The organism is Variovorax sp. J22P240 (genome assembly GCF_030316855.1).
In the GTDB taxonomy this organism is placed as follows: domain Bacteria; phylum Pseudomonadota; class Gammaproteobacteria; order Burkholderiales; family Burkholderiaceae_C; genus Variovorax.
This window is the reverse complement of record NZ_JASZYR010000002.1, coordinates 331,831-358,476: the sequence shown is the minus strand read 5'-3', so window position 1 is coordinate 358,476 and position 26,646 is coordinate 331,831. Positions and strand designations below refer to the sequence as shown.

Here is a 26,646-nt window from a genome sequence, read left to right as displayed (position 1 = left end):
AGTGGTGTGAATCCTTGTGACGCGCGGGCCTCCCTTTGGAGGTAGTCGGCTGGGCCCCTTCAGGCAGTGTCGAAAGCACCGCCGCCCTTGAACACTCTGGGCACCCGCGCAATGATCCGCGGCGGCGAACGCGTGCGCCGCCTGCCACTGGCCTTCAAATTGCTTTCCCAGCCAGCCTTCCAACCAAGGAGCGAATCCATGATCTACGGCTTGACCCCTCTTGGCATCGTCCACACAGTCATCAGCCTTGTGGCGGTGGTGGCCGGGCTCATCGCGCTCGCGCGCTACAAGGAAATTGCGCTCGCCACGCGCACGGGACGGGTCTATGTGATCGCCACCGTGCTCACCTGCCTGACGGGTTTCGGCATCTTCCAGCACGGAGGCTTCGGCGTGCCGCACGTGCTGGGCATCGTGACGCTCGGGGTGCTGGGAACGGCGATGTTGGCGGAACGATCGCAGACCTTCGGCAAGCTGTCGACCTACGTGGCGGTGGTCTGCTATTCGCTGACCTTCTTCTTCCACATGATCCCCGGTGTGACCGAGACGGCGACCCGCCTGCCGCTGGGCGCGCCCCTGGTGGCGGATCGGGATGCATCGCCAGCCCTGCAAGGGACGATCGGCGCGCTGTTCATCGTGTTCCTGATCGGCGCGACGGTGCAGGTGCTGCGTGTGCGCGCAACGCGCCAGCGCGGTGCGCTGGACGGCCTGCGGATGCTGGGCTGATTACCGCGTCAGAGCGCCCGCAACGTACTTGAGGCCGACAACGAGCGCCACGGCGAGTACTGCGAGAAACACGAGCCGGCCCCAGCGCACCCCCGGCTGGCCCGCAAGGTCGGCGAGATCCGTCCGCTGCAACCCGGAAAACGAAGTGGAATCCGGCTTGTCTCGCGCCCAATCGTGGAAATTATCTCTGTCGGTATTCATGTAGTACATTTTAACTACACTTACACCAATTCTTACAAGAGATCGCGTCGGCGTCGACAGCCACACAAGCGACGCAACACTACACAAGATTTCGCCTCGCCATTACCGGGCGTTCACACGGCGCAAGCAGCATGGAGTCTCCTTACAGACAGGAGAGCCGCCATGAAAAAGATTGCCTTCGCCCTCGGCACCGTTGCACTGCTGTCGCTGACCACGCTCAGCGCCCCGGTACTGGCACAGCCCTATTCGGGCCGCGTCATCGTCGTCCCGGCCCCGCCTCCACCACCGGCGCGCGGCTACGTCGTGACACCCGGCTACGGCTACGCGCAACCCGGCTACGCGCCTCGCGGGCAGGGCTACTACGGACGCGACGGCCGATGGGACCGCCGCGGCTACGGCGATCGAGACCGTGACGGCGTCCCCAACCGCTATGACCGCGACCGCGATGGCGACGGCGTCCCCAACCGCTACGACTACCGTCCGGACAACCCCTACCGCTACTGAGTTCCGGCGCAGTCCAGAGCGCATGTGGACGCCGTCCAGTATCTCTGCTAAGGTTTGTGGATGCCGTACACAAACTAGGAGAGATCCATGCTCCTCGACGACAAGTGCGCCGTGATCTACGGCGCCGGCGGCGCCATCGGCGGTGCGGTCGCCCGGGCCTTTGCCCGTGAAGGCGCCAAGGTGTTCCTCGCCGGCCGCACCCCGTCGAGACTGGAGGCGGTGGCCGCCGACATCGTTGCCGCCGGAGGGCTGGCCGAAGCCACCGCGTTGAACGCCCTCGATGCCCCCGCCGTCGAACGCCATGCCGATGGCGTGGCTCGCAAAGCCGACGGCATCGACATCGCACTGAACGCCATCGGTGTCGCTCACGTCCAGGGCACGCCCTTTGCGGACTTGTCGCTCGAGGACTACGAATTCCCCATCGCGACCTACACGCGCACCAACTTCATCACCGCCAAGGCCGTCGCCCGGCATATGGCGAAGAAGGGATCGGGCGTGATCCTCACGCTCTCCACGCCGGGGGCGCGGCTCCCGGGTCCCGGGTACATGGGCAATTGCGTCGCCAGCGCGTCCATCGAAGCCATGTCGCGCCACTTGGCCGGCGAACTCGGCGCGCAGGGCATCCGGGTGGTGTGCATCCGGCCGCACGCCATCCCTGAAGCCGCGGCAGCGGGTTCGCACACGCGAGCCGTTTTCAAGCCCATGGCGGACCGCGCCGGCGTGAGCATCGAACAGATGCTGGCGGGCGCAACCGGCGACACGCTGCTGAAGAGGCTGCCCACGCTGGACGAAGTCGCGAACACGGCCGTCTTCCTCGCCTCCGGCTACGCAGGTGCCATCACGGGCACGGTCGCCAACCTCAGCTGCGGCTTCCTGGTGGATTGAGTGTGATGACGCATCGCTGGCTCGTCCCCGGCGTGCTGAGGATCGTGCTCGACCCCACGATCGTGAACCTCGCGCTGCCCACCTGAATCCGGCAGAAACGTAGGCGTTGGCCTACAGAAATTCCGCCCGCACGCGCCCACCATCAAGGCATGAAAAATCCGATCAAACTCGTCATCGACGAGCCGGCGCCCGGGTCTTTTCTCTGGACGCTGCTCGAAACCGACGCCTGCGGCGTGCCTCGAAAGGTCGTGAGAGCGGCCGAATACGGGGCAGACACCTACGAGGCGGCACTGGCGGCCGGCACCCGGATGATGGACGCCGAAATCCGCAAGAACATCAGTGCCCCGTCAGAGCGGGACAGCGTGTCGAGCTAGGCCAGGTGCGTCTTCAGCGGCACGGCCGGATCGGCCGCGACCGCAGGGTCCGGGCTGCGACCCGCTTCCAGTAACTTGCGGCTCATCATGTGGTCGACCGGTGCATTCACGGATTCGACACAGCGAAGCTGTCCGTCGACGTAATGCAGCAGCGAGAACGATGCCGCATTGGCGCCGGAGCGCCTGACGGTCACGGCACCCGCCGTGCCTTCGGGCGGCACCAGCCCGGCCATCTGGAGCCGCAGCCCGCCCTGATCCGACCAGAACCACGGCAACGCGTCATGCGGTCGCGACGCACCGGTGAGCGTCGCCACCGCGGTGCGCGCCTGGTCGTTCGCGTTCTGCACCGATTCGAGCCGCAGCGGCTGGCCCGCGCGCCGATCCGGAAAGCGCGTGCAATCGCCGACGGCCAGGATGGCCTCGTCACTGGTCTGCATGTAGGCGTCGACCACGATGCCATCCACGCACTCGAGGCCCGCCGCCTGTGCCAGCGCCGTCTCGGGCACTGCGCCGATGCCGAGCAGCAGCAGGTCGATGGGTTGCGGTTGCCCGTTCACCTCGATCGCCGCCAGCCGCGTGCCGTCGATCTTCATGACCCCACACTGCACGCCGACGCGCACATCCATTCCGGCGGCACGGTGGGTGGCGAGCACATGGGCGGACAGGTCCGGCGACACGGCGCGGCTCAACAGGCGAGGCGCGCTTTCCAGCACGAGCACCTGCTTGCCAAGCGCCAGCGCTGTAGCCGCCACTTCGAGCCCGATGAAGCCACCGCCCAGAACCGTGACGTGCTGCGCCGCAATGAGTTGTGCACGCAGCCGCGTCGCTTCGTCGACGGCGCGCACCAGGGCCACGTTCTCGAGCCCCGCCAGCGCGGCGAGCTGACGTGCCCGCGTGCCGGTCGCGAGCACCAGCCGCTCCCAGCCGAGCACCTTGCCTGAGCGCAGCGTGACGGTGTGCATCGCCCGATCGATGGACACCGCCGGATCGCCCATGTGCATGGTGATGCCCGATTCGCCGTACCACGTCTCGGCTTTGTGCGACTGCGGCGTCTCGTCTGGGCTCTTCAGGAAGGTCTTGGAAAGTGGCGGGCGGTGATAAGGAATGGCCGCCTCTTCGCAGACCAGGTGCACGCGCGCGCCCTGCCCCGCTTCCACGAGGCCGGCGCACAGTTGCGCGGCCGCATGGCCGCCGCCGATGATGACGATGTTCGAGTTCATGAAAGTATTCCGTCGCTGTCGGTGATCCCCACAATGTCGGGATTGAGCCCGCCACTGTAGCCTCAAGGACCACGTCGGCGCCCACGGACAAACCACAGAGGCAAGCAGATGAAGATTCGCATCATTGGCGGCGGCCCCGCCGGCCTTTTCTACGCCTATCTGATGAAGCGCGACGATCCGTCGCACGACATCCGCGTCTACGAACGCGACCCGGAAAGCGCCACCTACGGCTGGGGTGTGGTCTTCTCCGACGTGGCGCTCGCCTTCGTGCGCGACCTCGCGCCGGAACTGTACGAATCGATGACGCACAATCAGGAGGTGTTCGACGAGATGGCCGTCATCCACCAGGGCGTGCACGTCACGCTCGCGCACAACACCTTCCACCGCATGGCGCGCATCGACTTGCTCAAGGCGCTGCACGCGCATTGCCGCGAGGTAGGCGTGGTCATCGAGTTCGAGCAGCGCTGCGACGATGTCACGGCCTTCGCCGACGCGGACCTGATCGTCGCAGCCGACGGCGCCAACAGCGCCATCCGCACTCGCTACAAGGAACACTTCGGGCCGACGCTCGACGAGCGACCGAACCTGCTGGCGTGGTACGGCACCACGCAACTCTTCGACCCGCTCTCGCTCATCTTCCGGCAGAACCCCGACGGGCTGGCGATCGCCCACACTTACCGCTACAGCCGCACGCACAGCACCTTCCTGGTCGAAGTCGACCCGGCCACCTTCCACCGATCGGGCCTCGACCGAATGAGCGAAGCACAGAGCCTCGCATGGTGCGAAAAGGTGTTTGCCGATGACCTGCAGGGCCACAAGCTGCTGTCCAACAAGTCGAACTGGTTCCGCTACACCATCGTCAAGAACCGCAGCTGGCACTACACGAACATCGTGCTGATCGGCGATGCGCTGCGCACCGGCCACCCGTCGGTCGGGTCGGGCACGCGCCTCGCCATGCAGGATTCGATCGCGCTCTTCGACGCCTGCAAGACCTGCGGCGCGGATGTGCCGAAGATGCTCGAAGAATTCGTGCGCATCCGCCAGCCCGGCTCCGACTCGCTGCAGAAGGCCGCGATCAAGAGCACCGAGTGGTACGAGAACCTCGGGCCCAAGCTGCCACTGGATCCGATCTCCTTCGCCTACGACTACGTCACGCGCAGCGGCCGCGTCGACCATGCGGACGTGCGCAAGCGCGACCCCGAGCTTGCGGCCGCCTACGAGAAGCTGCACCCGGAACTAGCGTTTTGACCTGGAAGGAATCCACCATGCTCGAAGGCTGCGTTCCCTGGCCCGCCGAAGCGGCCCAAAAATTCCGCCAACTCGGCCTGTGGGAGGACCTCACGGTGGCCGAGATGGTCGAGCGCACGATGCGTGCGGCGCCAGAGAAGACCGCGTTGGTCTTCAACGACCGCCGCATCAGCTATGCAGAACTGGTGCGCAGTTCCAGGCAACTCGCGATGGCCCTGCTCGACCTGGGCTTGAAGCCGCGCGACCGCGTGGTGGTGCAGTTGCCGAACGTGCCGGAGTTCGTCATTGCGTATCTGGCTCTCAACTGGATGGGCGCGATCCCGGTGATGGCGCTGCGCGCGCACCGGCATGCCGAGGTGCGCCATTTCATCCGTGCCTCCGGCGCGACCGCCTACCTGGTGCCCGACGTCGTCGGCAACTTCGACTACCGGCCGATGGCTGCGGAAATGGCTGCGGAGTTTCCCTTCCTGCGCCACGTGATCGTTGCGGGCGAGCCGGCGCCGGGACAGCGTGCACTGGATCCGTTGATCGACGGCGGCGTGGGCGAAGACGACCAGTCCACGGCGAGACTGCTCGCCGCACGCCCCGCCCCCGATGAAGTGTCGACCATGTTGCTCTCCGGCGGCACGACCTCGGTGTCGAAGCTGATCCCCCGCACGCACAACGACTACGTGCTCAACGCCCGCCTCTGCGCGCAGGCGGCGGGCTTCGACCGCGAAACGGTCTTCATGGCCATCCTGCCGCTGGGCCACAACTACAACCTCGCGTCGCCGGGCCTGCTAGGCACCTTCTACGCGGGCGGCACCGTGGTGATTGCCGCGGGCACCGACATGGAGGCCACTTTCGCATCCGTCGAGCGCGAGCGCGTATCGGCCATCGCGAGCGTGGTCCCGCTCATTTCCAACTGGCTCAACAGCGACGTGCCGAAGCGCTTCGATCTCTCGTCGCTCAAGGTCGTGCAGAACGGCGGCGCACGGCTGGCGCCCGAGTTGCGCACGCGCCTGCGCGAACAGTTCGGCTGCACGCCGCAGGAGATCTATGGCACCGCCGAAGGCCTGATCAACATGACGCGGCTCGACGACCCGAACGAGCTCCTGCTCGAAAGCTCGGGTGCGCCCGTGAGCGAACTCGACGAGATCAAGGTGCTGGACGACAACGACCGCGAAGTACCCGACGGCGAGACCGGCGAACTGGTGACGCGCGGACCCTACACCATCCGCGGCTACTACAACGCACCCGAGAAGAACGCCGAAGCCTTCACGGCCGACGGTTTCTATCGGATGGGCGACATCGTGCGCAAACGCGGACGCTACGTGTTCACCGAAGGCCGCCGCAAGGACCTGATCAATCGCGGTGGCGAGAAGATCAGCTGCGACGAGATCGAGAACCTCATCTTCGGACTTCCCCAGGTGAAAGTCGTCGCGCTGATCGGCCTGCCCGATCCGGTCTTCGGCGAGAAGGCGTGCGCCTGCGTGATCCTGCAGCCCGGCACCACGCTGGAGTTCGATGAGCTGATTTCCTACCTGCGCCAGCAGAAGATCGCATCCTTCAAGCTGCCCGAGCGGCTGGAGATCATGGATGAATTCCCGGTGAGCCCCGTCGGCAAGATCCTCAAGCGCGAACTGCGCGACCGGCTCACCGCGTAGAGTGTGCCCATGATCGTTCTCTACCATTGCGTCAGCGCTCGCTCCTTTCGCCCGTTATGGATGCTCGAAGAGTTGGGCGCACCGTACGAGCTGCGCATGCTGCCGTTCCCGCCGCGCGCACTGCAGCGTTCGTACCTCGAGATCAATCCGCTGGGAACGGTGCCCTATCTGATCGACGGCGACACGCGCATGACGGAGTCCGCCGCGATGTGCCAATACCTCGCGCAGCGCTGCGATCCGGACAACACGCGCGGGCTCGCGGTTCGCCCGGACGAACCCGGCTTCGGCGCCTGGCTGAACTGGCTGCACCACGGCGAGGCAACGCTGACCTTCCCGCAGACCATCGTGCTTCGCTACGGGCGATTCGAGCCGGACGAGCGCAAGCTGCCGCAGGCTGCGGAGGACTACGCCAAGTGGTTCATCGCGCGCCTGCGCGGCATCGACGGCGTGCTGGCGAAGCACGAGTTCCTCTGCGCTGACCGCTTCACGGCGGCGGACATCTCGGTCGGCTATGCCCTGATGCTGGCCGGCGAGATCGGCCTGATCCCTCGCATTCCTCCCGCGGTCGCGGCCTACTGGGAGCGACTGAAACTGCGCGACGGCTACCGGCGCGCGCTGGCCTCGCAGCACGGCGCGGCGTTGACGCAGGGCGTCTCGCCGCAGTCTTCGCCGACTCCCTCGCCTTCCACGCCCGGCACTTGATTCGCTTCCATCAAGGCCCCGCCATTGACTCAACCGCCCTTGCGCCTGCATAACCGCAGGAATGGACTTCCACCACCCGCTCTTCCAGAGCCTTGCGCTGCCGCTGGTTCTCTCCTTCGCGGGTGCAGGGCTGCTGCGGGTGGGACTGGGGCCGGTCCACGGGCGGCGTTGGGCTTCGGCCAGCGTCGGGGTCGCGATCGTCGTCGGATCGGTATGGATCCTGGGCTGGGACATGTGGCCCCGCACGCTGACGGAAGAACTGCCCTGGATCTATATGGCCGCCGCCTTGCTGGGTCTCGGCCTGGAAGCCATGCGCGCCGCCCCCCGGACCACCTGGCTCGCGACCTGCGCCCTCTGGACGCTCGTGCTCGCGGGATTGAGCGACCAGCCGCTCGCAGTGCAGGCGTTGACCTGGCTGGTCGGCGTTGCGGTGATCGCTGCGGTGCTGGGGCAATCCGAGGAGAGCGCCCACGCACCGGCGAGCCTCGTCGTCGCCGGACTTGGACTGGCAGCGGTCGCCCTCATCAACGGCTCGGCGCTCCTGTTCGAGCTGAGCCTGTCGATCTCCGCCGCAGTCGCGGGCTGTGCACTGTGGGTCTGGCCCACGGCCCGCATCGCCTTCGGCGCCTGCGGTGCCGTGGTCTCGGTGATCGCCTGGCTATCCTTGGCGGAAGGCATCGCATTGCTGTCACCTGTGCGGCCTGTCGTGCTGTTGTTGCTCGCTTGCGCCTTCCTGTCGGGACCGATCGTGCAATGGGCGGCCCGATGGTTTCGAAGTCCGCAGCCCCATGCATCGCGGCGCAACTGGCGCGGTGCATTGATCATCGCGGTGCTGGCCGCGATCTGGGTGACCGGCGCCGTGGCGCTGGCGCTGCGCGACGATGCCAAGGCACCGGCCGGCAGCCTCGACGACCCCTACTACACGCCACGCTGGTAGACGTGGCGAGACACGCAGATCGACTTCCATGATGCCCAACCCCTCCTCGATCCCGGGCATCGATGCCCTGTGGCCTCTGTGTCTGGACATCGTTGCGCAACGCCGCGGGCACGCTGCACCGCAGCAATGGGACGCGCACTCGCCCCTGGCCTGGGATGCATCGCAGGGTTTTGCCTTGCGCGGCGTGTGGGACGACGGCGCAGTCGAGTTGTTCGACCTGCTCAAGCCCGTGCTGGACCGCCCGCGCAAGAGCAAGCCCTGGCTGATCGGCCAGCTCGGCCAAAGCCTCGACGGATGCGTGGCAACGCACGGCGGCGACTCCAACTACGTGAACGGCCCCGAGGTGCTGGTGCATCTGCATCGCCTGCGTGCGTTGAGCGATGCGGTCATCGTGGGCGCCGGCACCGCGGCCATCGACGACCCGCAACTCACGACGCGTCATGTGGCGGGCGCACACCCGGTGCGGGTGCTGCTCGATCCGGAACTCGGTCTTCCGCCGACCTTGCGTGTCTTCTCGGACCGGCAGGCTGCGACTCTGCTCGCGTGCGATGCAACCCGGGCAGCCGAAGCGGCAAATCGCGTGGGCGCCGATCAGGTACTCGGGGTGCGAGGTCTGACGGGAGTCGAGGGCGGGCTGAACCTGCGCGCACTGACGGCTGCATTGGAAGCGCGCGGCCTTCGCGTCCTGTTCGTCGAAGGCGGCGGCGTCACGGTTTCGCGCTTCATCGCGCAAGGATGCCTGGACCGGTTGCACCTGAGCGTCGCGCCTGTGATCATCGGCGCCGGTCGGCCAGGATTGCAGTTGCCGAGAAGCGCCGCGATGGTGGATTGCATGCGGCCTTCAGTGCGAATCTTCCGCATGGGGTTCGATGTGCTGTGGGATCTCGACCTACGGGCCGAGCAACCCGAAGCGCCGCGAAGCTAGACCGCCAGAATCTCCTGGTGCCCGATGCGCAGGCGGGTCTTGTCGAGGACGTCGATTCGTCTCTGAATCCATTCGCTCACCGAGCTTCGGGCCGTCGGGTCTTGCTCGATCGCCGCAGTGCCCATGCCTTCCACCATCGCGGTCAGCATCGCCGCGGCTTGTGCTTCTTCGCCGGCATCGATGTGCCAGTCGCTGTTGGCCTGGGAAACTCGAAATCCCATCGCAGGGAGACGACTGACAGCAACGCTCACCGCGTCGGCGCCGAGTGCAGGACCGAATCCCTTGTCTCGACGCTGATGTGAAGCGAAGAGTCGATCCACCTCCTCGTCGCCGGCAATGGGCGGATCCCAGGTGACGCGGCCGTCGACATTCAGGCCGAACAACATGGCCGCGCCCGCCGAGCGAACACGGCCGAACAGCGCGTCCAGCCAGGATGCGGAGACGAGGTCCAGCAGCGCCGATGCGGTAACGAGCCTTGATCCGGCAAAGGGAACAGCGCCGAGTTGCAACGCGAGGTCGATGCACAGGAGGTGTACCTCGGCCTTCCAACCCGGACCTTCGATGCGCATGGAAGTGGCTCTTGCCTCAAGCAATAAGCCGTTCTCCAACGCCCATGCCGCAAGCACGCCTGGCAATGCCTCCAGCAGCTTCGGGTCATGGTCGACCAGGATCCATCGTTGCGATCCAGCAAGGCGCGGTGCGAGTTCACGCAGGTTCGCGCCCGTTCCGCAGGCCAGGTCGAGCACCGCGAGTGTCGGATCACCACCGCGCAAACGTGTGGCGAGCGCGTTCAGCTTCAGCGAGCGCGCTGCCATGCCGCGCGCCTCGCGGTCATAGGGCTCGCGCAGCGCGAGCCAGTCGGCACTGAAGCCGGTCACGTGTCAGTCGCTCCCTGAAACCTGCGAAGAGCTGTTGCGAAACGCGCGGCGCTGTCCGCCCACGTTGGCAACCGTTGCCGCGCCGCGCGAGCGCCCTCCGACAGCTGCGCGCGCCAGTCGGCATCGTCGATCACACGCTGCAAGGCTGTGCGCAAAGCAAGGCCGTCGCCGGGCGGCACCAGCACGCCGGCATCCGCGGGCACGGTGTCCGGGATGGCGCCCGCGCTGGTGCTGATCACGGGCAGTCCATGTGCCAGGGCTTCCGCCAGCGCCATGCCGTAGCCTTCGTGAAAGGACGGCAGCACGAACGCATCGGCGCCCGCATAAAGCGCCCTCAAGCCGGCCTCGTCCTGCTCACCGTGAAGCACAATCCTCTCGGCCAGACGATGGCGTTCGATGGCCTCGATGAAAGCGCTGGCACATGCGGGATCCATCGTCAGGCTCCCGGCACAATGCAGCGTCCAGTGCCGGTCGCGCAATGCGGAGAGCGCTTCGATCAAAAGGCCGTGGCCCTTGCGCGGCGTCACGGTCGCCACGCAAAGAAGCGACAACCCGCCAGAGCCCGATCCAGCCGCGAGCGGCGCCGGCTCGGTTCCCGGTTCGACCACGGCGATGCGCGACGCGGGCACGTCGAACGCAGCCAGCGCACGCGCGGTGGAAGGACTGGTCACGATCACGCCCCGCGCGGTCGCCAAGGCGCGTCGTTCGCTCTCGAACAGCGCGAGCCGCATGGCGGCCTCAAGCCCGGTTTCCAGCGACAAAGGGTGATGAACGAGCGCGACCCAACGCAGGCGTTGCGCGTGGGCTTCGGCCAATGCGGGCATCGCGCCGAAGGCAAGGCCATCGATCACCGCGAGTTCGCCATCGGGGACGGCCTCGACGACGCGGCGCGCCAGCGCCTCCGCCGATGCACTCGGCATGGGCCAGCCCCCATCGAGTGAACGCACATCGACCTGCCATCGTCGGGCGCGCAGTCCATCGATGACGTGCCGGTCGTAGGTGTAGCCACCCGTTCGGGTGTTCAGGTCTCCCGGCACGAGAAAGGCGCAGCGAGTGTTCAACCAGCGCGCGCCGACAAGGCGCCCTCGTAGGCCGCCCAGGCCACATGCGATTCGTTGAGCCTCACGCGCAATGCTGACAGTTCGCTTGCGTGGGGTCCGAGTTCGCCCTTGGCAATGCGGTCGGCAATGCGATCGAAGATCACGCGCGCCATGAACTCGGTGGTCGTGTTCTTTCCCTCGAACGCGGGATCGTCGTCGAGGTTGCGCAGGTTGAGTTCGCTCAGCACGCCGCGCAACACCTCGGTCGCGAGCGCGATGTCGACCACCACGCCATCGGCGTCCAGTTCGACGCGGCGAAGTTCGAGGTCGACCACGTAGGTCGCACCATGCAGGCGCTGGGCGGGGCCGAACACCTCGCCGCGAAAGCTGTGGGCGATCATGAAGTGGTCGCGGACGTTGACGCTGTACATGGAGACCTTTCAGGAGTAGTCGATACGCTGGCACAAGGTGTCTGGTGCGGCAGTGGCCAGGCGGCCGAGCACCGCGGGCAACTCGTCGAATGGGGCGCTGTCGGTGATGAGCGCGTCGAGCACCGGATCGCGCAACAGCGACAAGGCGAGCGCGAGCCGGCGGTGGTGGCTCCAGCGCGAACGCTGGACAACGGCCACATGGCCCACTTGCGAGCTCTTGAGCGTGAGGCGCTGCGCGTGGAAAGCTTCCCCCAGCGGAAGCGCGACTTCGCGCCGGCCGTACCAGCTCATCTCGATGACCGTGGCCTCGAACGCCGCCAGGCGCAAGGCGGTGACAAGCCCTTGCGCGCTGCCGCTCGCATGTACGACGAGGTCCGCGTCCGGCTTGGCACCCTCCGGGCTTGCAAAGGCCACGCCCAGGACTTCAGCCACCTGTCGACGCGAGGGATTCAAATCGATCAGCTCGACCGCGCAACCCGGCAGCCGGCCCGCGAGCCATGCGACGAGAAGGCCCACCACCCCCCCGCCCACGACCGCGATGCGATCGCCGATGCGAGGCCCCGCATCCCACAAGGCATTGACGGCGGTCTCCATGTTGGCCGCCAGTACCGCACGCGGCGCGGGCACGCCTTCAGGCAGCAGGTGCAGGGCATGGGCCGGCACGACGTAGCGGGTCTGGTGCGGATAGAGGCAGAAGACGGTGCGGCCCAAGAGCGCCTCCGCCCCCTGCTCCACGATACCGACGCTGGCATAGCCGTACTTCACCGGCCCCGGAAAATCACCCTCCTGGAACGGCGCCCGCATCCGCTCGAACTCGGTGGCCGGCACCTCGCCCCGGTACACGAGCATCTCGGTGCCGCGGCTGATGCCGCTGTGCAGCGCGCGCACCAGTACGTCGCCGGCGGCGGGGGCATGCACGCCGGCACTGCGGATCGCCGCCCGGCCGGGCGCCTCGATCCAGCAAGCCCTTGACTCACCTGAAACTTCGCGGGACGGATATGCTGGCATGCTGCTTTCAGCGCTCGCTGTCCGCGAGCGACCCTGTTCAAGCCGATGGAAGCGATCTTAAGACGATGACTTCGCAGTCCTCCAATGACCGTCGCGTATTCCCGTCAAGCCATGCTGCTGCGTTGCGTCGCGATGCATGGGGGGAGGCACTGGCCTGCCTCGTGTTGCTGACGCTGATCGCCGGCGGCGCCGGGCTGCTGGCTGCGCTCGGTCCCTGGTTTCACATCAAGGCAGTGAGCGTGTTTGTCGTGGCGTTCGCGATCGTCCTGCGCGGGCTTCCGGACCATTCGCCGAATCTGCGTTTCGGCCCGGCCAACCGCGTGACGCTGTTGCGCCTGACGCTCGTGGCACTGCTCGCGGCCGGAATTGGCGAGCCCACTGCCGACGTCGCGCCGATCGCCTGGGCCGCCATCGTCATCGCCACGACCGCAGCGCTGCTCGACGCGCTGGATGGCCCATTGGCACGCACTCATGGCATCGCCAGCGAATTCGGCGCGCGCTTCGACATGGAGACGGATGCGCTGATGGTGCTCGTCCTGAGCCTGCTGGTGATTCATTTCGACAAGGCCGGCCTATGGATCATTGCGGCTGGTCTCATGCGCTACGTATTCGTGCTGGCCGCCAAGGCCTGGCCATGGCTGGCGCGGCCTCTACCGCCGAGCCAGCGCCGCAAGGCCGTGTGCGTGGTGCAGATCACCAGCCTGATCGTGTGCCTCGGGCCGATCATTCCGCTCGCGTGGAGCCAGTCCATTGCCGCGGCCAGCCTGGCCGCCCTGGCTGCATCCTTCGCAGTGGACATCGTCTGGCTGGCCCGTCGTCACCGTTCCCCCTTGGAGGTCGAACCATGAATGCGCCGCCGATCCGGAGACTGTGCGTCACCCTGTTCTCGCTGATGGCACTGGCTTCGCCGGTGCGGGCCGAGCCGGCGCGCTACGAGCTGGACCCGAACCACATCACCGTCGCCTTCATGGTCGATCACCTCGGCTATGCCAAGGTGCTCGGGATGTTTCGTGCGGCACGCGGCAGCTACAGCTTCGACGAAGCCACCGCCACCTTGAGCAACCTGCGCGTCGAGGTCGACACGCAGAGCGTTTTCAGCAACTACGGCAGGCGCGACCAGCATCTGAAGAGCGCCGACTTCCTCAACGCCAGCGAATTCCCGCGCATGGTGTTCACCGCGTCCAGCGCCAAGCGAACCGGCGACCGCACCTTCGAGATCCCGGGCCAGCTCGAACTGCTGGGCAAGCCACAGCCACTGACGCTCACCGCGACCTGGAACAAGAGCGGCCCCTCGCCCATCGACAGGGTCTACACGATGGGCGTGTCGGCACGCGGCAGTTTCAAGCGCAGCAGCTACGGAATGAACTACGGCGTGAGCAACGAGTGGGTTGGCGACGAGATACCGCTCATCATCGAGTTCGAGGCCCAGCGCAAATGATCGCCGGCGCCCGGCACTCACCGCGGACCGGGGCGGTGCCATGGCCCGGATGGACGCGATGGCTGCTGCGCTTCGGCCTGCCCTTCGCCATGCTGAATGCGATGTTCACGCTGGAGAACATCTGGCCGACGCTGTGGGCGCGACCGGGGCTGCGTCTGTCCTTCGAGTTGTGCATGGCAACGCTCGCGCTCACGGCGTGGCTGGCCGCGCGAGGCGCCGCGAGCGCCCGGATGCTGCGCGCGCTGGCCGCGCTCACCACCTTCTGGGTTGTCACGCGCTATGTAGAGGTGACTGCATCGGCCGTCTTCGGCCGGGAGATCAACCTGTACTGGGACGGCCGTCATCTGTTCGACGTGCTTCGCATGGGCAATGCTGCGGAATGGCAGATCGCCCTGGGTGCGGCAATCATTCTGGCCGTCGTGTGGCTGGCGTACCGCGTCGCTCACCATTGCTGGGCTGCCATGGCGCGCGAACTCGCATGGCACCGGCCGCGTCCGGCGATCGGCGTCTTCGGCGCACTGCTGCTGGGGATTTTCGCCATGCACGGCATGGGTGGGCGCGACACGCGTTGGTTCTTTTCGATGCCGGTCGCGCCCATCATCGCCAGACAGGCCGAGTTGCTCGCAGGGCAACTGTGGCCGGGCAGTATCGCCTCGCGCCTGTCGCCCAGCCCGGCCTTCGACACGCACCTGGGAGGACTCGGCGGCGCCGATGTTCTGTTGATCTTCGCGGAGTCCTACGGCGTGACGACCCTCGACGCCCCCGACCAGGCCGCCAGGCTCGCGTCACACCGTGCGCGGCTGGCCGAAGCCCTGCGGGCCGGCGGACGACAGGTTGTTTCGGGGCGTGTGCGATCGCCGACCTACGGCGGTGCCTCCTGGCTCGCCCACGCCGAACTGCTGAGCGGTGTCGACATGCAGAAGCCTGGGAACTACGAACTGCTGCTCGCGACGGAGCGACCCACGCTGGTGCGGCACTTCAAGGCCCACGGCTACCGAACCGTAAGCTGGATGCCGGGCCTGCAGCGGCCCTGGCCCGAAGGCAGCTTCTACGCCTTCGACCGCTACGTCGACGCTACCAACATGGGCTATCGCGGCCCGGATTTCGGGCATTGGCGCATCCCGGACCAGGCCTCGGTCGCGTTGGTGCAGGCGCAGGAGCTGGCCGCCTCACCCGCCACACGCGCGCCGCGCCTGATCGTCTTCCCGACCCTGGCCAGCCACGCGCCGTTTCGCCCCCTGGCGCCCTATGTGCCCGACTGGGACCGACTACTTCGCGCTGATGCGTACGCGCAAGACCAGGTGGCGCATGCCGTGGCCGAGCCCTTGTCGTGGCTGGAGCCGGTGCCCGCCTATCTCGATTCGCTGGCCTACACCTTCGAATGGCTGGGCGACTACCTGTCAGGCCACGCGCCGCCGAACATGCTGACGATCGTGATCGGCGACCATCAGCCGATGGCGAGCGTGAGTGGCCGTGACGCATCGTGGGATGTACCTGTTCACATCATCAGCGCCGACCCGCAGCTCCTGCAGCGCCTCGAAGCCGCCGGCTTCACACCAGGCCTGCTGCCGATGCAGCCTTCGCTCATGTCGATGCATGGCCTCACGTCCGTGCTGCTCAGTGCATTCGACGGCCGCTCAGGCAGTCGTTCCGGCGCCGCGGAATAGACCGGCAAGCCTGCGCGTTCTGTGCACTATTTCACGCTGGTTGCGGGGGCTTCTCTGATAGCCTGTCCGGCTATGCGCGCCATCGTCCTGCTTGCCAATATCGGGGTCCTTGCCCTGGCCTTCTACCTGGGATCGTGGATAGGACTGTTGATCGCGGCCGGTGTCTGCGTGGTGCTCGTTGCAGCCTTTTTCGTCTTCTCGATGGCCAAGATCGAAGCGCGCGAATCGAAGGACGTGCAGAGGGCGATGGGGCGGAACTCCACCTTTCTCGGTGGGCTCTTCCACTCCAGCAAGCGCTGATTCCGCACCCTTATTCGACGGCCGCCTTGGCCACGGCAACCGCAGCCTCCCGCGGCAGCGCAACTGCATTCTTCACTGCCAGGATCTCCGCCATCACGCTCACCGCGATCTCCGGCGGCGTCTTGCTGCCGATGTAGATGCCGATCGGCCCACGCAGGCGCGCCAGCGACGCTTCGGTCTGGTCGAAGTGATCGATCATGCGTTCGCGCCTCGCCTCGGCGTTGCGGCGGGAGCCGATGGCGCCGACGTAAAAGGCCTCGCTGTTCAAGGCTTCGAGCAATGCGAGATCGTCGAGCTTCGGGTCGTGCGTGAGCGCGACCACGCAGGTTCGGCGATCCGGCCTGAAGGCCGTCACCGCGTCGTCGGGCATTTCAGTGGTAATGGTCACGCCCGGCAAGGACCAGGCCGTGTGGTACTCCGTGCGCGGGTCGCACAAGGTGACTGCGAAGCCGCTGAACTTCGCCATCGTCGCGAGGTATTCGGCCAGTTGGCCGGCGCCGATCAGGAGCATGCGGTACTCGGGGCCGAAGGTGTTGACCAGTTCCGAGTCCGTCACCGTCAGCTCGGCGGGCGATGCCGCCTCGGCCAGCTTGACGGCGCCATCGGCGAGCGACACCGTGCGCTGCATCAGCCGTCCCTGCTCGAGCGCGGCGACGAGCGTCGCAAGCGAAGCGGGATCGGGATCGTATTCGAGCAGCAGTTCCAGCGTGCCGCCGCACGGCAACCCGAAGCGATGCGCCTCGTCGGCGGTGATGCCGTACTTGACGAGCGCCGGTGCGCCGGATGGCATCGCGCCATCGCCACCGTGCGCGCGGCTGTAGCGCGCGATCAAGTCGTCTTCGATGCAGCCGCCCGACACCGAGCCGACGACCGCGCCGTCCTCGGCCAGCGCCATGATCGAACCGATCGGCCGGGGCGACGATCCCCACGTGCGCACCACCGTGGAGAGCAGCGCACGGCGACCGGCCTGTCGCCAGTCGCGCAAGGTGCGAAGCACCATGACGTCGAGGTTTTCCATGTCTGTTTCCTGCTTTCCGAGGCGCCTTATTCGCCTGGCCTCTCGCTTGGCTTCTCGTCTGTCTTTTCGTCCGCAGCCTTGTCGGACTTCCGGCCGATGCCGAGCTTCTGCATGAACCCGGCCATGGCGCCAGTCCTTTCCGCCGGCGCTTCCTCCGCCGGCGTTTCCGCGGGCGGCGGGCCGTAGCGGCTCTGCATCTCGGCTTCGAAGCGCTTGAAGAAATCGTCGGCGGTCGACTTCGCGGCACCGTCGATCAGGCGTTGGCCCAGTTGGGCGATCTTGCCGCCCACCTGCGCCTGCACCGTGTAGTCGAGTTCGCAGCCCTCGCTGCCGTCCGCAACCGGTTTGAGCGACACGCTCGACGAGCCCTTGGCGAAACCCGCCACGCCGCCCTGCCCTTCGAACGAGAGCTTGTAGCTATTGGGCGGCTCGATATCCGCGAGACTGACCTTGCCGTTGAACTTGGCCGACACGGGACCGATCTTGACGGCGAGCGCGACGGTGTACTGGTTCTCGCCGGTCAGCTCGAACTTGTCGCAGCCGGGGATGCATTTCTTCAGCGTTTCAGGATCGTTCAGTGCTTCCCACGCCTGCTGTTGCGTGACGCCGAGCCTGCGATTGCCGAGCATTTCCATGGTGGATTCCTTTGATGTCTTGTATCGCGCGGGCGGCGGCACTACCGGCCGGATCGCATCAACTTGGCCAGACTCGCCGCCAGTTGTTCCAGAGCACTGAGATTGTGGACTGCGAGCATCGCGTCTGCATGGCGGTGCAACATGGCCGCACCGCGCGCGAGCGGCGCGTAGCCTTCATAGCGCAGCAGCGGATTGAGCCACAGCACACGCCGCGAATGGCGCTTGAGCCAGAGCAATTCGTTCTCCAGCGTTTCGGGCTCGCCGGTGTCCAGGCCGTCGCTGATCACCAGCACCAGCGTGCGGCGTCCGGTGAGGCGGCGGGCATGGCGTCGACGCAATTCACCGAGCGATGCGCCGAGGCGCGTGCCGCCGGCAAAGTCGTCGATGGCGTCGCTTGCCGCGGCCAGCATCGCATCGGTATCGGCAATGCGGAAAGCCGGCGTCAGGTCAGTCAGGTGAGTGCCGAACGCAAAAACGTCGCGCCGTCCCGAACGCCGAGTCGCTGCATGAAGAAAGGCGAGCAGCAAGCGCGCATAGCGCTCCATCGAGCCGGACACATCGACCAGCACCAGCAGCGGCAATGGCTGCTTGCGGCGCGACCACCGCGGCAGCCGGATGATCTCTCCGCCGGTGCGCGCCGCCTCGTGCAGTACGCCGGGCCAGTGCATGCGCGAATGGGCGCCGGCGTCGCCGGTCAGGCGCAGGCGCCGTGCGGGCAACGTCGGGATCGGCAGCGCGATGTCGCGAGCCAGGCGCTCGACCAGCCGGTACTCCGCGGCGCCGAGTGCGTTGAAGTCTGCGTGGTGCACCCGCAGCCGGTCGCTCGCCGTCATCGCGGCGTCGAAGTCGACCTCGCGATCGGTCTGCGCGGGCTTGACCGTATCGCGCGGCGCAGCGAGTGCCTCGCGCACGCGCGGCCGGCGCTTCGACGGTTCTGCCTTGCCTTCGGCGCTCGGCAGCATCTGGGCCAGCAGCTTGTTGGCAAGCTCCGGGTCGCGAAACCAGGCGTCGAAGAGTTCGCGGAAGACCAGGCGGTCTTCCTCGCGGCTGATCATCACGGCTTCCATCGCTGCCGCGAGGTCGAGCCGGTTGTCGACACCGACCAGCGTGGCCGCCTCGGCGGCGAGCGCGATGCGCATGGAATCGGTCCGCACACCGGCGCGTCGCAGCGCGCGGCCGAATCCCAGCATGTTGCCTGCGAGCTTGCCCCGCCGTGCATCACCCAGCTGCTGGACGCGGGTGGTCAAGGCGCAGCCTCCTCCTCGGGCTTGAGGAGATCCGATGCGAGCTCGTGCGTCAGCGCCGCCACGTCGTCACGCTGCTTGAAAAGGATGCCGGCGGTGTCGACCACGATCTCGGGGTCGAGCTCGATGGTGTCGAGCGCGACCAGCGCCTTCGCCCATTCGACGCTTTCGGCGATACCGGGCCCGCGCTGGAATGCGCTCGCGAAGGGTGCGCTGCGCAGCCGCCCGACGAAGGCCGCGACCTGCTCGGAGAGCACCGCCCCGGCCTGCGGCACCTGCGCGCGCACGATGGCCAGTTCACGTTCGCGTTCGGGGTAGTCGAGCCAGTGATAGAGGCAACGACGCTTGACGGCATCGTTGAGTTCGCGCGTGCGATTGCTGGTCAGCAGCGTGACCGGCGGCACCAGTGCGCGCACGGTGCCCAGTTCGGGAATGCTGACCTGGTATTCGCCGAGGTATTCGAGCAGGAAGGCCTCGAAAGGCTCGTCGGCGCGGTCGACCTCGTCGATCAGGAGGACGGCGCCGGGCGCCGGCGCCTGCAGCGCCTGCAACAGTGGCCGGCGGATCAGGTAGCGCGGCTGGTAGACCTCGGATTCGACGTCGCTCGAAGTGCCGTGCGCCTCGGCGGCGCGCATGTGCAGGAGCTGCGCCGCGTAGTTCCATTCATAGAGTGCTTCGCGCTGTTCGAGCCCGTCGTAGCACTGCAGGCGCAACAACTCGCGCTGCAATGCGCTCGACAGCGCCTTGGCGAGTTCGGTCTTGCCGACACCCGGCTCGCCCTCCAGCAGCAAGGGGCGCTGGAGCTTGAGCGCGAGATACACCGCCGTGGCAAGCCGCCGATCGGCGTAATAGCCGGCGCCTTGCAGCGCCTGCACGACCGCGTCGATGGTGGGGAACGGGGTGGCTGCGAGGGTATCGGTCATTGCGAGAGGATAGCGGCCACCAGGCGGGTGCCGGGCCGCCCCAAGGCGGCCTGCGGCCCCCTCGGGGGGCAGCGAGGACACGCGGTGCCGAGCGTGGGGGCCATCCCTTTAGCCGAGCGCCTTGGCGACTGCTCGCTGTGTCAACACGCTGATCAGGTTGCCACGGTAGGCGGCCGACGCATGCAGGTCGCTGTTGAGATCGCTCGAATCGATCTTCACGCCGGCCGCCGATTCGGGCGTGAAGCTCTTCGTCAGCGCCTCTTCCAACCCCTTGTGCCGGAACACTCCGTTGCCCGCACCGGTGACCGCGACGCGCACGCCGCCGTCGTACTGCGCGACGAAGATGCCGACCAACGGAAAGTTGGACGCCTTCTGGCGCAGCTTTTCATAGGCTGCGCGCTTGGGAATCGGAAAGCGAATGGCCTTGATCAACTCGCCGTCGGTCAATGCGGTGGTGAAGAGGCCCACGAAGAAGTCGTCTGCGGCGATCTCCCGCTGCGTGGTGACGACGGTGGCACCCGAACCGAGCACCGCACTGGGATAGCACGCGGCCGGGTCGTTGTTGGCGACAGAACCGCCCATGGTGCCCATGGCGCGCACCTGCCGGTCGCCGATGCGCGAAGCGAGATCGGCCAGCGCCGGATAGGCCGCCTTGATCGCGGCGCTGTTCGCGACATCGAGATGCCGCGACATCGCACCGATCAGGAAGGCATTGCCCTCCTTGGTGATGCCGGTGAGTTCCTTGACGCCGCTCAGGTCGGCGAGTTGCTCGGGCGCCGACAGGCGCAGCTTCATCGAGGCCAGCAGCGTCTGGCCGCCGGCCAGCGGCTTGGCGCCCGCTGCGGCGAGCTTGACGGCATCGGCCAGGGTGGTAGGGCGTTCGAGGGTGAAGGCGTACATGGTGTTTTTTCCTTCCGTGTTCAGGGAGCCGGACGGCCTTGGGTGCTGGCGGCCAGCGAGGGCTGCTGCGGCTGCTGCGTGGGGCTCACGCTGCCCTTCTGCATCGCCTCCCAGACGCGATGCGGTGACGCCGGCATGTCGAAGTCCTTGACGCCGAGCGGCGCCAGCGCGTCGAGCACGGCGTTGATCACCGCGGGCGGCGAACCGATGGCACCGGCTTCGCCGCAGCCCTTGGTCCCGAGCGGGTTGTGGGTGCACGGCGTGCACACCGTGTCCAGCTTGAACATGGGGAAGTCCTCGGCGCGCGGCATGGCGTAGTCCATGAAGCTGCCGGTGAGCAACTGGCCGGTCTCGTTGTCGTAGACGCAGTTTTCCATCAGCGCCTGGCCGATGCCCTGCACCAGCCCGCCGAGCACCTGCCCTTCCACGATCATCGGATTGATGATGGTGCCGAAGTCGTCGACCGCGCTGAAGCGATCGATCTTCACCTCGCCCGTCTGCTTGTCGATCTCGACCTCGCAGATGTAGGTGCCGCCGGGGAAGGTGAAGTTGGTCGGGTCGTAGAACGCGGTTTCGTTCAGGCCCGGCTCCAGCTTGTCCAGTGGATAGTTGTGAGGCACGTAGGCCGTCAGTGCCACCTGGCCGAAGGGGATCTTCTTGTCGGTGCCCTTGACGGTGAACTCGCCGTTGGCGAACTCGATGTCCGCATCGCTCGCTTCCATCAAGTGGGCCGCGATCTTCTTGGCCTTGGCTTCGATCTTGTCGAGCGCCTTCATGATCGCCGCGCCGCCGACCGAGATCGAGCGCGAGCCGTAGGTGCCCATGCCGAAGGGCACGCGCCCGGTGTCGCCGTGCACGACGTCGACTGCCTCGACCGCGATGCCGAGCCGCGCCGCGACGACCTGTGCGAAGGTGGTCTCGTGGCCTTGTCCATGGCTGTGAGAGCCCGTGAATACCGTGACGCTGCCCGTCGGATGCACACGGATCTCGCCGCATTCGAACAGGCCTGCGCGCGCACCGAGCGCGCCGGCGATGTTCGACGGCGCGATGCCGCAAGCCTCGATGTAGCTGGAGTAACCGATGCCCCTGAGCTTGCCCTTGGCCTCGCTCGCGGACTTGCGCTGCGCGAAGCCCGCCACGTCGGCCAGCGCCTTGGCCTTGTCCATGCAGGCATGGAAGTCGCCCGTGTCGTACTGCAGCGCCACAGGCGTCTGGTACGGGAAGGTGCTGATGAAGTTGCGCTTGCGGATTTCGTCCTGGCCCTGGTTCATTTCCCAGGCGCAGCGCGACACCAGCCGCTCGAGCAGGTAGGTCGCCTCGGGGCGGCCCGCGCCGCGATAAGCATCCACCGGCGCGGTGTTGGTGAACCACGCATCGACCTCCACGTAAATCTGCGGCGTGGCGTACTGCCCCGCGAGCAGGGTCGCGTAGAGGATGGTCGGCACCGCCGTCGCGAAGGTCGAGAGGTACGCGCCGAGATTGGCATCGGTATGCACGCGCAGCGCGAGGAACTTGCCTTGCGCATCCATCGCCATCTCGGCGTGGCTCACGTGATCGCGTCCATGCGCGTCGGAGAGGAAGCACTCCGAGCGCTCGGCGGTCCACTTGATGCTGCGGTTGAGCTGCTTCGCGGCCCAGGTCAGGCACACGTCCTCCGCGTAGAGAAAGATCTTGGATCCGAAGCCGCCACCGACGTCCGGAGCGATCACCCGCACCTTGTGCTCGGGCAGGCCCAGCACGAAAGCCGTCATCAGTAGCCGCTCGACGTGCGGATTCTGGTTGGAGACGTAGAGGACGTACTCCTCGGTTCCGCGGCTGTAGTTGCCGATGGCGACGCGCGGTTCGATCGGGTTGGGAATCAGCCGGTTGTTGACCAGGTCGAGCTTGGTGACGTGCGCCGCAGTGGCGAAAGCGGCGTCGACCGCCGCCTTGTCGCCGATTGCCCACTTGTAGCACTGGTTGTCGGGTGCCTCGTCATGGATGGTGACGCCGCTCTGCTTCTTCGCGGCATCGGCCACGCTGACCACCGGGGTCAGCACCTCGTAGTCGACAACGACCGCTTCGGCGGCGTTCTTCGCCTGCTCGACCGTTTCGGCCACCACCATCGCGACGTGGTCGCCTACGTAGCGCACCTTGTTGATCGCGAGTATCGGGTGCGCCGGCTCCTTCATCGGCGTGCCGTCGGGGTTGTTGATGAGCCAGCCGCAGGGCAGGCCGCCCATCTTGCCCTCGATGTCCTTGCCGCTGAAGATGCCGACCACACCGGGCATCTTCATGGCATCGGCGATGTCGACGGACTTGATCTTCGCGTGCGCGTGCGGGGAACGCACGAACACGGCGTGGCTCTGGTTGCCCATCGTCACGTCGTCTGTGTACTGGCCTGCGCCTGTCAGGAACCGATAGTCTTCCTTGCGCCGGAAGGCCTCGCCGATGTGCGGGAGGCCTGCGAAGTCGGATGCACCCATGTCGTGCTCCTCAGGCCGAGGCCGTTGCTTTGGCGGGCGCGGCGGCCATCGCCTCGCCACCCATCTGCACGGCCTTCACGATGTTCTGGTAGCCGGTGCAGCGGCACAGGTTGCCGTCGAGCAGTTCGCGGATTTCGGTTTCGCTCGACTTGGGATGGTGCGTGCACAGGTCGATGGCGCTCATCACCATGCCGGGTGTGCAGAAGCCGCATTGCAGGCCGTGGCACTCCTTGAACGCAGCCTGCATCGGGTGCATCGTGCCGTCGGGCTGGGCGATGCCTTCGATCGTGGTGATGTTGGCGCCGGCCACCTGCGCGACCAGTACGTTGCACGACTTGATCGCTCGTCCGTTGACGTGGACGGTGCAGGCGCCGCACTGCGCGGTGTCGCAGCCGACGTGCGTGCCGGTAAGGTGCAGATGCTCGCGGATCGCGTGCACGAGGAAGGTGTTGGGGGGCGCGTCGACCGTGACCTCGCGGCCGTTGACCGTGAAAGGAACCTGCATGTGGCTGTCTCCGTTGTAGGTGATGGCTGATTTCGGCCAATTGAATCTTGGCCGTGCGACCTGACCGTTAGCCTAGGCAAAACCCTAGCCGCTTGCGCGTTGCACTTGAAATTCTCAAAATGAAACAGCTTGCCGTTCGGCGAGCCGAGACAAGGCGCCGCTTCAGGCCCGAACCACACGATGACCGTCCCATCCGCTTCGCCCCTGCCCGAGCGTTCCCTCTCCATCGCCCAGGCACGGCGCGAATGGATCGAAGGCGAACCCTCGTCCAACGTGCCCGGCGTGCCCGGCGTGCCCGGTTCTCGGGTGGAGCCTTGGCTCGTGCGTTCCTGGCAGCGGTGCCTGGCGGTAGGCCATGACCCCCGGCAGCGGGTGAGTTTCGATCCGGTCTCGGCGCCGTCCGCACGGCTTGTCGCCGAGCGCAACCGGGCGCTGGTCGCGGCGGCCCGCCCGGTGCTCGACCGGTTGTCACGAGCGATCGCCGACACGCGCTACTTCGCGATCCTGACCGACGCCGACGGCATCGTGGTGGACGTCGGAGCCCTGCCCGGCGGCAGCGACGCGGCGGCCCGGCATGCGCGCGACCTCGCTCGAATCGGCGTCGACCTGTCGGAGCGCGCGGTCGGCACCACGGCCATCGGCGCTGCGCTGGCCGAGCATGAGTCGGTGTGGCTGCACCGCGGAGAGCACTTCTTCGACGACACCAGCATCTACAGCTGCGCGGGCGCGCCGCTCTTCGGACCGCAGGGCGAATGCATCGGCATGCTGGACCTGACCGGCGTGCAGGTGGTCGAGCGGCCCGAGTTGCGGCATCTGGCCGCGCTCTCGGCGCGCAGCATCGAGAACGCGCTGCTGCGCACCCACGACTGCGAGCTGCTGCTGCAGATCGGCTGGCCGGGCTGCGCGACCGGCGCGGACACCGAGGGGCTCCTCTGCATCGATGCGGACGGCAATGTGACGGGTGCCAATGCAGCGGCGCGCCACATGCTCCATCAGCCGCTCGGCGCACGACCTGCGCTCAACTGCAACGACCTCTTCGCGTTGCCGCCGCAGATGCTGTTCGACGCGGCGCGGCGCGGAGATGAGGTGCTCGAAGTGCCGCTCTGGTCGGGGCTGCGCGTGCATGCCCGGCCGCAGCTCGTCGACCAGCCCGTGCCGGCATCGGCACACGCAGCGGGCACGAACCGGCCGCGCCTGCGCGACGTTCAGACCGCGTTGATCCGCAAGGCGGTAGACGACGCGCGCGGCAACGTGGCGGAGGCGGCACGCGCACTGGGCATCAGCCGCGCGACCGTCTATCGCAAGCTGTCACAGAGCCGGCGCTCGGATTCCTGAGCCGCCCCCTGGCCCCGCGGGTGGGTGCCGGAAATCTCACGCTTTCGTTCGTGCCGTTCGCCACACGGCACTTTCCTTCTGCGCACGACTCATTTACATTTAGTTGCTATTGTTATCGTTTGTCTATAACTACCTGCACGCCGGATTGGCGGCATGACTGGACGTTTGACCATGAGCGCATCAGAGGCCCGTACCTTCACCTTGTCGCCCAAGCCGACGAGACGCCAAGTCCTGACACGCATGACCGGCGTCGCCGCGGCGGCCAGCATGGGACTGCCGGTGTTTGCGCAGGCCCGATCCATCCGCATCGGCGCCACCTTCGACAACAGCAGCGTCGAGAAAGCCAACGGCACGGGCCTGTTCCTCGGGTCGTCCGCGTATTTCAATGCACTCAACCGTGCGGGCGGCATCAATGGCACCAAAGTTGAGCTCGTGCTGGCCGACGACCAGTTCAAGCCCGACGTCGCCAAGTCGAATGCGCTCGCCTTCCATGCCGACAACTCGGTGCTCGCCATGATCCATCCGCTGGGCACGCGCCAGACGGCGGAAGTGAGCGACGCGGTTCCCGGCATGGCGGTGGTCGGCCCCAACACCGGCACGGTGTCGCTGCGCAAGAAGGCCGCGCCCAACACCTTCTGGGTGCGCGCCAACTACGACCAGGAAATCGACAAGCTCATCGCGACCGCAGCCGTGCTCGGCCAGTCGCGCATCGGCATCGTCTATTCGAACGACCCGCTCGGGCAGTCCTTGCTCGCCGGGTTCAAGGCTTCGCTGGCGAAGGCCAAGCTCGAGCCGGCGGTGATCGCCAGCACGCCGAGCACCACCAGCATGGAAGTCGAGCCCGCGGCCAAGCAGATCGCCGAGGCGAAGCCGCAGATCGTCATCATCGGACTGGCCGGCACCGCGCCCGCCTTCGTGCGCGCATTCCGCGCCGCGGGCGGCAAGAGCAGCGCCTACGGTCTGTCGATCACGGCGGGTTCGCTGGGTGCGATGGGCGACCTGGCACATGGGCTGGGCTTCGCGATCGTCGTGCCCTCGCCTTTCGCGACCAAGTTCGAGATCGTGCGTCGCTACCAGGCCGACATGCTGGCGAGCGGCGCCAAGGATTTTTCGCTGCCGAGCCTGGAAGGCTATATGGATGCGTACGTGCTCGCCGAGGGCCTGCGCCGCGCGGGGCCGTCGCCGACGCGCGCAGCCGTGCTGGCTGGGCTCGAACGGATCGAGGGCTTCGATCTGGGCGGCGTGAAGATCAATTTCGGGCCGAGGAACCGCGAGGGCAACCAGTTCGTGGATGTGGCGGTGATGAGTGCCAATGGAAGGCTGATCAGCTAGGCTCGCCCCAGGCTTCGCGCACTTCGGGTCGCTTCGCCGAACCCTGCCAGGGGCTTCAGAAAAGCATGGTCGGTCATGAATTTCGCCGCCCCGACCCGGCGTTTCGTTCGATGTCCTCGCCAGTCGCCCCAACAAGACGGTAGTCATGACGTTTCCAATCTC

General features: G+C 66.8%; 28 protein-coding genes. 15 read left to right on the top strand and 13 right to left on the bottom strand.

The features are described from left to right. Positions 1-198 precede the first annotated feature (198 nt). Positions 199-723 carry a hypothetical protein gene (locus tag QTI24_RS08590; protein ID WP_286599738.1) on the top strand — a complete coding sequence of 175 codons (525 nt, stop codon included), beginning with the start codon at positions 199-201 and terminating at the stop codon, positions 721-723. Here QTI24_RS08590 and QTI24_RS08585 read toward each other — a convergent pair whose 3' ends face one another. Then, a complete protein-coding gene (locus QTI24_RS08585; protein ID WP_286599736.1) occupies positions 724-933 on the bottom strand; it encodes a hypothetical protein in 210 nt (69 codons plus the stop codon). 153 nt (positions 934-1,086) lie between these two features. Between QTI24_RS08585 and QTI24_RS08580 the strand changes: the two genes are divergently transcribed. From QTI24_RS08580 to QTI24_RS08570, 3 genes are all read left to right on the top strand, one after another. After that, the gene (locus QTI24_RS08580) at positions 1,087-1,428 is read left to right on the top strand and encodes a thrombospondin type 3 repeat-containing protein (RefSeq protein ID WP_286599735.1); all 342 of its coding nucleotides are present in this window, start codon (positions 1,087-1,089) and stop codon (positions 1,426-1,428) included. An 87-nt stretch (positions 1,429-1,515) separates the two neighbouring features. After that, positions 1,516-2,313: an SDR family NAD(P)-dependent oxidoreductase gene (locus tag QTI24_RS08575; RefSeq protein ID WP_286599733.1), complete on the top strand. Its 798-nt coding sequence runs from the start codon at positions 1,516-1,518 to the stop codon at positions 2,311-2,313. Between the two features lie 149 nt (positions 2,314-2,462). Next, complete coding sequence (locus QTI24_RS08570) at positions 2,463-2,687, top strand: hypothetical protein (RefSeq protein WP_286599732.1); 225 nt, start codon at positions 2,463-2,465, stop codon at positions 2,685-2,687. Here QTI24_RS08570 and QTI24_RS08565 read toward each other — a convergent pair. Beyond that, entirely contained in the window at positions 2,684-3,907 is a 1,224-nt protein-coding gene (locus QTI24_RS08565; RefSeq protein WP_286599731.1) for an NAD(P)/FAD-dependent oxidoreductase, read from the bottom strand. The two genes, QTI24_RS08570 and QTI24_RS08565, sit on opposite strands and share 4 nt — an antisense overlap. A gap of 108 nt (positions 3,908-4,015) precedes the next feature. Between QTI24_RS08565 and QTI24_RS08560 the strand changes: the two genes are divergently transcribed. From QTI24_RS08560 to QTI24_RS08540, 5 genes are all read left to right on the top strand, one after another. Continuing rightward, positions 4,016-5,155 (top strand): FAD-dependent monooxygenase, encoded by a 1,140-nt coding sequence (locus tag QTI24_RS08560; RefSeq protein ID WP_286599729.1) that lies wholly within the window; start codon positions 4,016-4,018, stop codon positions 5,153-5,155. Positions 5,156-5,172: 17 nt separating this feature from the next. Further along, positions 5,173-6,801, top strand: coding sequence for a (2,3-dihydroxybenzoyl)adenylate synthase (locus QTI24_RS08555; RefSeq protein WP_286599727.1), 1,629 nt, complete (start codon positions 5,173-5,175; stop codon positions 6,799-6,801). 9 nt (positions 6,802-6,810) lie between these two features. Then, a complete protein-coding gene (locus QTI24_RS08550) occupies positions 6,811-7,503 on the top strand; it encodes a glutathione S-transferase family protein (protein WP_286599725.1) in 693 nt (230 codons plus the stop codon). A 61-nt stretch (positions 7,504-7,564) separates the two neighbouring features. Continuing rightward, positions 7,565-8,440: a hypothetical protein gene (locus QTI24_RS08545; protein ID WP_286599724.1), complete on the top strand. Its 876-nt coding sequence runs from the start codon at positions 7,565-7,567 to the stop codon at positions 8,438-8,440. A gap of 28 nt (positions 8,441-8,468) precedes the next feature. After that, positions 8,469-9,365: a RibD family protein gene (locus tag QTI24_RS08540; RefSeq protein WP_286599722.1), complete on the top strand. Its 897-nt coding sequence runs from the start codon at positions 8,469-8,471 to the stop codon at positions 9,363-9,365. Here the strand turns inward: QTI24_RS08540 and QTI24_RS08535 are convergent. From QTI24_RS08535 to QTI24_RS08520, 4 genes are all read right to left on the bottom strand, one after another. Beyond that, positions 9,362-10,111, bottom strand: coding sequence for a class I SAM-dependent methyltransferase (locus QTI24_RS08535; protein ID WP_286599721.1), 750 nt, complete (start codon positions 10,109-10,111; stop codon positions 9,362-9,364). The two genes, QTI24_RS08540 and QTI24_RS08535, sit on opposite strands and share 4 nt — an antisense overlap. Positions 10,112-10,239: 128 nt before the next feature. Continuing rightward, the gene (locus tag QTI24_RS08530; RefSeq protein WP_286599719.1) at positions 10,240-11,304 is read right to left on the bottom strand and encodes a glycosyltransferase family 4 protein; all 1,065 of its coding nucleotides are present in this window, start codon (positions 11,302-11,304) and stop codon (positions 10,240-10,242) included. After that, on the bottom strand, positions 11,301-11,714 hold the full coding sequence (locus QTI24_RS08525) for a 6-pyruvoyl trahydropterin synthase family protein (protein ID WP_286599717.1): 414 nt from the start codon (positions 11,712-11,714) through the stop codon (positions 11,301-11,303). The genes QTI24_RS08530 and QTI24_RS08525 overlap by 4 nt, the downstream gene beginning before the upstream one ends. 9 nt (positions 11,715-11,723) lie before the next feature. After that, positions 11,724-12,632, bottom strand: a complete 909-nt coding sequence (locus QTI24_RS08520; protein ID WP_286599716.1) for a zinc-dependent alcohol dehydrogenase — start codon at positions 12,630-12,632, stop codon at positions 11,724-11,726. A gap of 155 nt (positions 12,633-12,787) precedes the next feature. Here QTI24_RS08520 and QTI24_RS08515 point away from each other — a divergent pair, with 155 nt between their 5' ends. The 4 genes from QTI24_RS08515 (at position 12,788) to QTI24_RS08500 (ending at position 16,127) form a co-directional block, all read left to right on the top strand. Then, positions 12,788-13,570: a CDP-alcohol phosphatidyltransferase family protein gene (locus tag QTI24_RS08515; RefSeq protein WP_286599713.1), complete on the top strand. Its 783-nt coding sequence runs from the start codon at positions 12,788-12,790 to the stop codon at positions 13,568-13,570. Then, entirely contained in the window at positions 13,567-14,160 is a 594-nt protein-coding gene (locus tag QTI24_RS08510) for a YceI family protein (protein ID WP_286599711.1), read from the top strand. The genes QTI24_RS08515 and QTI24_RS08510 overlap by 4 nt, the downstream gene beginning before the upstream one ends. Positions 14,161-14,195: 35 nt before the next feature. Further along, positions 14,196-15,827 (top strand): sulfatase-like hydrolase/transferase, encoded by a 1,632-nt coding sequence (locus tag QTI24_RS08505; protein WP_286599709.1) that lies wholly within the window; start codon positions 14,196-14,198, stop codon positions 15,825-15,827. Between the two features lie 72 nt (positions 15,828-15,899). Continuing rightward, on the top strand, positions 15,900-16,127 hold the full coding sequence (locus QTI24_RS08500; protein ID WP_286599708.1) for a hypothetical protein: 228 nt from the start codon (positions 15,900-15,902) through the stop codon (positions 16,125-16,127). Positions 16,128-16,137: 10 nt separating this feature from the next. Here the strand turns inward: QTI24_RS08500 and QTI24_RS08495 are convergent, their stop codons facing one another. The 7 genes from QTI24_RS08495 to QTI24_RS08465 form a co-directional block, all read right to left on the bottom strand. Beyond that, positions 16,138-17,145: an XdhC family protein gene (locus QTI24_RS08495; RefSeq protein WP_286599706.1), complete on the bottom strand. Its 1,008-nt coding sequence runs from the start codon at positions 17,143-17,145 to the stop codon at positions 16,138-16,140. 26 nt (positions 17,146-17,171) lie between these two features. Beyond that, positions 17,172-17,780 carry an SRPBCC family protein gene (locus QTI24_RS08490; RefSeq protein WP_286599705.1) on the bottom strand — a complete coding sequence of 203 codons (609 nt, stop codon included), beginning with the start codon at positions 17,778-17,780 and terminating at the stop codon, positions 17,172-17,174. A gap of 41 nt (positions 17,781-17,821) precedes the next feature. Next, positions 17,822-18,970, bottom strand: coding sequence for a vWA domain-containing protein (locus QTI24_RS08485; protein ID WP_286600077.1), 1,149 nt, complete (start codon positions 18,968-18,970; stop codon positions 17,822-17,824). Between the two features lie 53 nt (positions 18,971-19,023). Then, positions 19,024-19,947, bottom strand: a complete 924-nt coding sequence (locus QTI24_RS08480; RefSeq protein ID WP_286599703.1) for an AAA family ATPase — start codon at positions 19,945-19,947, stop codon at positions 19,024-19,026. 108 nt (positions 19,948-20,055) lie between these two features. After that, the gene (locus QTI24_RS08475) at positions 20,056-20,847 is read right to left on the bottom strand and encodes an FAD binding domain-containing protein (protein WP_286599702.1); all 792 of its coding nucleotides are present in this window, start codon (positions 20,845-20,847) and stop codon (positions 20,056-20,058) included. 20 nt (positions 20,848-20,867) lie between these two features. Beyond that, complete coding sequence (locus tag QTI24_RS08470) at positions 20,868-23,312, bottom strand: xanthine dehydrogenase family protein molybdopterin-binding subunit (protein WP_286599701.1); 2,445 nt, start codon at positions 23,310-23,312, stop codon at positions 20,868-20,870. Positions 23,313-23,322: 10 nt separating this feature from the next. After that, positions 23,323-23,817 carry a (2Fe-2S)-binding protein gene (locus tag QTI24_RS08465; RefSeq protein ID WP_286599700.1) on the bottom strand — a complete coding sequence of 165 codons (495 nt, stop codon included), beginning with the start codon at positions 23,815-23,817 and terminating at the stop codon, positions 23,323-23,325. A 180-nt stretch (positions 23,818-23,997) separates the two neighbouring features. On the opposite strand from QTI24_RS08465, the gene QTI24_RS08460 reads away from it, so the two are divergent. Together QTI24_RS08460 and QTI24_RS08455 are read left to right on the top strand one after the other, a co-directional pair. Further along, complete coding sequence (locus QTI24_RS08460; RefSeq protein WP_286599698.1) at positions 23,998-25,152, top strand: helix-turn-helix domain-containing protein; 1,155 nt, start codon at positions 23,998-24,000, stop codon at positions 25,150-25,152. Positions 25,153-25,323: 171 nt separating this feature from the next. Next, positions 25,324-26,484 (top strand): ABC transporter substrate-binding protein, encoded by a 1,161-nt coding sequence (locus QTI24_RS08455; RefSeq protein WP_286599697.1) that lies wholly within the window; start codon positions 25,324-25,326, stop codon positions 26,482-26,484. Positions 26,485-26,646: the final 162 nt, after the last annotated feature.

Bases quoted from the DNA above. Each gene is read 5' to 3' on its own strand.
- QTI24_RS08485 (WP_286600077.1), bottom strand. From the start codon at position 18,970: ATGCTGGGATTCGGCCGCGCGCTGCGACGCGCCGGTGTGCGGACCGAT.
- QTI24_RS08460 (WP_286599698.1), top strand. From the start codon at position 23,998: ATGACCGTCCCATCCGCTTCGCCCCTGCCCGAGCGTTCCCTCTCCATC.
- QTI24_RS08465 (WP_286599700.1), bottom strand. From the start codon at position 23,817: ATGCAGGTTCCTTTCACGGTCAACGGCCGCGAGGTCACGGTCGACGCG.
- QTI24_RS08495 (WP_286599706.1), bottom strand. From the start codon at position 17,145: ATGGAAAACCTCGACGTCATGGTGCTTCGCACCTTGCGCGACTGGCGA.
- QTI24_RS08515 (WP_286599713.1), top strand. From the start codon at position 12,788: ATGACTTCGCAGTCCTCCAATGACCGTCGCGTATTCCCGTCAAGCCAT.
- QTI24_RS08565 (WP_286599731.1), bottom strand. From the start codon at position 3,907: ATGAACTCGAACATCGTCATCATCGGCGGCGGCCATGCGGCCGCGCAA.
- QTI24_RS08580 (WP_286599735.1), top strand. From the start codon at position 1,087: ATGAAAAAGATTGCCTTCGCCCTCGGCACCGTTGCACTGCTGTCGCTG.
- QTI24_RS08550 (WP_286599725.1), top strand. From the start codon at position 6,811: ATGATCGTTCTCTACCATTGCGTCAGCGCTCGCTCCTTTCGCCCGTTA.
- QTI24_RS08490 (WP_286599705.1), bottom strand. From the start codon at position 17,780: ATGGAAATGCTCGGCAATCGCAGGCTCGGCGTCACGCAACAGCAGGCG.
- QTI24_RS08500 (WP_286599708.1), top strand. From the start codon at position 15,900: ATGCGCGCCATCGTCCTGCTTGCCAATATCGGGGTCCTTGCCCTGGCC.
- QTI24_RS08585 (WP_286599736.1), bottom strand. From the start codon at position 933: ATGTACTACATGAATACCGACAGAGATAATTTCCACGATTGGGCGCGA.
- QTI24_RS08575 (WP_286599733.1), top strand. From the start codon at position 1,516: ATGCTCCTCGACGACAAGTGCGCCGTGATCTACGGCGCCGGCGGCGCC.
- QTI24_RS08540 (WP_286599722.1), top strand. From the start codon at position 8,469: ATGATGCCCAACCCCTCCTCGATCCCGGGCATCGATGCCCTGTGGCCT.
- QTI24_RS08560 (WP_286599729.1), top strand. From the start codon at position 4,016: ATGAAGATTCGCATCATTGGCGGCGGCCCCGCCGGCCTTTTCTACGCC.
- QTI24_RS08470 (WP_286599701.1), bottom strand. From the start codon at position 23,312: ATGGGTGCATCCGACTTCGCAGGCCTCCCGCACATCGGCGAGGCCTTC.
- QTI24_RS08545 (WP_286599724.1), top strand. From the start codon at position 7,565: ATGGACTTCCACCACCCGCTCTTCCAGAGCCTTGCGCTGCCGCTGGTT.
- QTI24_RS08475 (WP_286599702.1), bottom strand. From the start codon at position 20,847: ATGTACGCCTTCACCCTCGAACGCCCTACCACCCTGGCCGATGCCGTC.
- QTI24_RS08455 (WP_286599697.1), top strand. From the start codon at position 25,324: ATGAGCGCATCAGAGGCCCGTACCTTCACCTTGTCGCCCAAGCCGACG.
- QTI24_RS08510 (WP_286599711.1), top strand. From the start codon at position 13,567: ATGAATGCGCCGCCGATCCGGAGACTGTGCGTCACCCTGTTCTCGCTG.
- QTI24_RS08555 (WP_286599727.1), top strand. From the start codon at position 5,173: ATGCTCGAAGGCTGCGTTCCCTGGCCCGCCGAAGCGGCCCAAAAATTC.
- QTI24_RS08590 (WP_286599738.1), top strand. From the start codon at position 199: ATGATCTACGGCTTGACCCCTCTTGGCATCGTCCACACAGTCATCAGC.
- QTI24_RS08525 (WP_286599717.1), bottom strand. From the start codon at position 11,714: ATGTACAGCGTCAACGTCCGCGACCACTTCATGATCGCCCACAGCTTT.
- QTI24_RS08570 (WP_286599732.1), top strand. From the start codon at position 2,463: ATGAAAAATCCGATCAAACTCGTCATCGACGAGCCGGCGCCCGGGTCT.
- QTI24_RS08480 (WP_286599703.1), bottom strand. From the start codon at position 19,947: ATGACCGATACCCTCGCAGCCACCCCGTTCCCCACCATCGACGCGGTC.